This is a genomic window from Sphaerisporangium sp. NPDC088356, assembly GCF_040685555.1.
In the GTDB taxonomy this organism is placed as follows: domain Bacteria; phylum Actinomycetota; class Actinomycetes; order Streptosporangiales; family Streptosporangiaceae; genus Sphaerisporangium.
In genome coordinates this window covers 1-3,463 of sequence record NZ_JBFBIK010000238.1, presented here as the reverse complement: position 1 = coordinate 3,463, position 3,463 = coordinate 1, and the positions used below count along the sequence as shown (strand labels likewise).

Genomic DNA, 3,463 nt, shown 5'->3' with positions numbered 1-3,463 from the left:
CCATCGGCGAGCGACGGCAAAGACCCTAGCAGAACTGAAGAGCTTCGAGTACGTAAAGAGTGTACGAATCCAAGAGTAGATCTCCGTGGGCGCCCAATCATTAAAAAGGCTGTCGGTGGTGCATCCGCGGGGGGGGGGGGCGGGGGGGGTTGCGGGTCCTTGGGTGGGGCGCCCGCGGCTGGCGGTCGGTCGACTCGGACCCCCCGGGCCCGGCCGGGCTCCCCGGCGGGGGCGCCGCACGCCTCCGAGCCGGCCCACCTTTTCGAGGTGAAGGACAAGCCGATCGACCTCAAGGGCAAGCCGGTTGGAGGAGGGCACAACGGGTCGGATCGGATTCGTCGCGGAGACCGAAGTAGCCGCGGCGAGCGGTGCCTAGTGTTCGGTCATTGGTCCGGTATCCGGGCGGCTCTCACCTGTTCATCCTCAACGGCCGCCCGTCCCATCGGGTGGCTACAACGAAAGGATCGTCGAGTGGCTGGAGCGGTGGATCCCGGTCGTTGGCACGCCCGTCTCCAAGGGCTGATCGCCGAATACGAGATTCCGGGCGCGAGCCTGGCCTTCCTGCACGAGGGGGAGGTGCACGAGTTCGCCGCGGGAGTGCTGAACGCCGGCACCAGGGTGGAGGTGACCACCGACTCGCTCTTCCAGATCGGCTCGGTAACCAAGGTGTGGACCGCCACCCAGATCATGATGCTCGTCGAGCGGGGCGAGCTGACGCTCGACACCCCGGTCGCCGAGGTCCTGCCGGAGTTCCGGGTCGCCGACCCGGAGGTGACCAAGACAGTCACGATCAGGCACCTGCTCACGCACACCTCCGGCATCGACGGGGACCTGTTCCTCGACACGGGCCGCGGTGACGACTGCGTGGAGAAGTACGTGCAGGCGTGCGCCGACCTCGCGCAGAACCACCCCCTCGGCGTCACCCAGTCGTACTGCAACTCCGGGTTCATCGTCGCCGGGCGCGTCGTCGAGCGTCTCACCGGCAAGGTCTGGGACGCCGCGCTGCGCGAGCAGATCATCGAGCCGCTCGGCCTCACCCACACCTGGACCCTGCCGGAGGACGTGCTGCGCTTCCGCGCCGCCATGGGCCACATGGACGGCCGGCCCGCCCCCGCGTGGAGCCTCATGCGCTCCTGCGGCCCGGCCGGGCTGATCTGCGCCAGGCCCGCCGACGTCGTGGCGTTCGCCCGCGCGCACCTGGGCACCGGGCTGCTCGCCGATCCCCGGGCGATGTGGGAGCCGCAGGTGGACGTCCCCAACCCGTACGCGATCGGGAAGCAGTGGGGCATCGGCTGGATCCTGAACGAGTGGGAGGGCCGGCTGATCGTCTCCCACGGCGGCAACACCATCGGCCAGGCCGCCATGCTCTGGATGGTCCCCGACAGCGAGACGGTGGTCTGCCTGCTGGCCAACGGCGGGCACACCGCGGCGTTCCAGCAGGCTCTGGCCACGGAGCTCTTCGACGAGCTGCTCGGCCTGGCCGTGCCGCCCGTCCTCGGGCCCCCGGCGGAGCCGTTCGAGACCGACGTCGAGCGGTACGCCGGGGTGTACGAGCGGGCGGGCACCCGGATGACGCTCACGGTCCGCGACGGCGGGCTCTCGCTGTTGGCCGAGGCCACCGGCGCGCTGGCCGGGCTGCAGCCCGATCTGGCGTTCGACCTGGTCCCGGTGGACGACACCACCTTCGTCGGCCGCCCGGAGGGTGAGCCGCAGTGGTTGTCGGCCGTCTTCTACGAGCTCGCCGACGGCTCTCCGTACGTCCACCTCGGCGTGCGCGCCACACCCAAGATCGCCTGAGGTGATACGCGAGGCCACCGGGCTCGGCGTGCCGGGCTTCCCGGTCCGGGCCGGACGGACGGAGGCCGTGGACGTCACGCCCTACACCGGCAGGTACGAGGGCCGGCGATCGCCTATGAGGTGGCCGAGGCGGACGGCGGCCTGGAGATCGTCATGATCCCCGGCGAGTTCATGGCGAAGGCGGGAACCCGCGCACCACCACCCGCTTCGTGCACCACGGCGGTCACTCGTTCATCGCCGCGGAGCCGGAGGAGGGCAGGCACGAGACCGTCACCTTCGTCGTGGAGGACGGCCGCGCGGCCTACATCCACAACGGACGGGCGTTGCGACGTGCGCTCAGCGATTGAGCAGCTTCACCACTGACGTCCATCTATGTCCACTATTGTACGAAAATGAGGGATCAGCCACGCGCCAGCCTGCGGCGCATCCTGGAGGATCTGGGCAGCACCGTGCTGGACGTGGCGGCCTCCCCCGGCGAGCTCGACGCCGAGGTCACCGGCGTGCACATCTACGATCCCCTCGACGAGCTGCACCTGCCCGCCGGGGGCATCCTCCTCGCCGTCGGAGTCGATCGCGCCGAGCACATCTGCGCCCTGCTCGACGCGGCGGGCCCGGCGGCGGGCATCGTCGTCAAGCAGCCCGTGGACGCCGACGACCTCGTCCGCGCGAAGGTCCTCCAGACCGGCGTGGCGGTGCTGGGCCTCACCAGGGCCGCCTCATGGGCGCAGGTCGCCGCGCTGCTGCGCTCCTTGCTGGCCGAGGGAGACCTCTCAGGACCGGGGGAACCCCCGCTCGACGATCTGTTCGCGCTGGCCAACGCCGTGTGCGCGCTGCTGGACGCGCCCGTCACCATCGAGGACCGGTCCTCGCGCGTGCTGGCGTACTCCGGGCGGCAGGACGAGGCCGATCCGGGCAGGGTGGAGACCGTGCTCGGCCGCCAGGTGCCGGAACGGTACCGGCGGATGCTGGAGCAACGCGGATTCTTCCGGCAGCTCTACCAGAGCCGCGAGCCGGTCTACCTCGAACTGGACGACGACAGCATCAACCGTGAGGCGGTGGCCGTGCGGTCGGGGGACGAGATCCTCGGCTCCATCTGGGCCGCGGTGCGGGAACCGCTGAGCGCGCAGCGCCGTCAGGCCCTCGCCGACGCCGCCAACATCGTCGCGCTGCACGTGCTGCGGCAGCGCGCCGGGGCCGACACCCGGCGGCGGCTCCAGGCCGACCTGCTGTCCACCGTGCTCGCGGGCGGCGGGGACGCCGCCGAGGCCGCGGGCAGGCTCGGCGTGGCCAGCGAGCGGCTCTGCGTGCTCGCCGCCCAGCTCAGCGGCGGACCCGACCTCGACGCCGCACGCAGAGAGAGCGACAGGCAGCGGTTCTGCGACGCGCTCGGCCTGCACGTCGGTGCCATCCACCCCAAGTCCGCCGCCGCGATGGTCGGCTCGGTGGCCTATGCCGTGCTGCCGCTGCACGCGGGCGGTGAGGAGGAGGCGCGGGCCGTGCGGATCGCGGAGAGCTTCCTGGCCCGCGTCGGTCCCCGGCACGCGGCCAACATCGGAGTCGGGCGAATGGCGCGCAACCTCGCCGAGGTGGCCAGATCGCGGGCCGACGCCGACCGGGCGCTGCGGGTGCTGCGCGCCCGCGAGGCGTCCGGCGAGGTCGCCGGGTA

Annotated in this window: 3 protein-coding genes; all 3 read left to right on the top strand. The window is 71.6% G+C overall.

All coding sequences use genetic code 11. From position 1 onward, the window contains the following. Nucleotides 1-471: 471 nt before the first annotated feature. Nucleotides 472-1,797, top strand: a complete 1,326-nt coding sequence (locus AB0O34_RS36450; RefSeq protein WP_363923515.1) for a serine hydrolase — start codon at nt 472-474, stop codon at nt 1,795-1,797. A 209-nt stretch (nt 1,798-2,006) separates the two neighbouring features. Further along, nucleotides 2,007-2,144 (top strand): hypothetical protein, encoded by a 138-nt coding sequence (locus tag AB0O34_RS36445; RefSeq protein WP_363923513.1) that lies wholly within the window; start codon nt 2,007-2,009, stop codon nt 2,142-2,144. Between the two features lie 45 nt (nt 2,145-2,189). After that, on the top strand, nt 2,190-3,463 hold a 1,274-nt coding region (locus tag AB0O34_RS36440), incomplete at its 3' end, for a PucR family transcriptional regulator (RefSeq protein WP_363923511.1).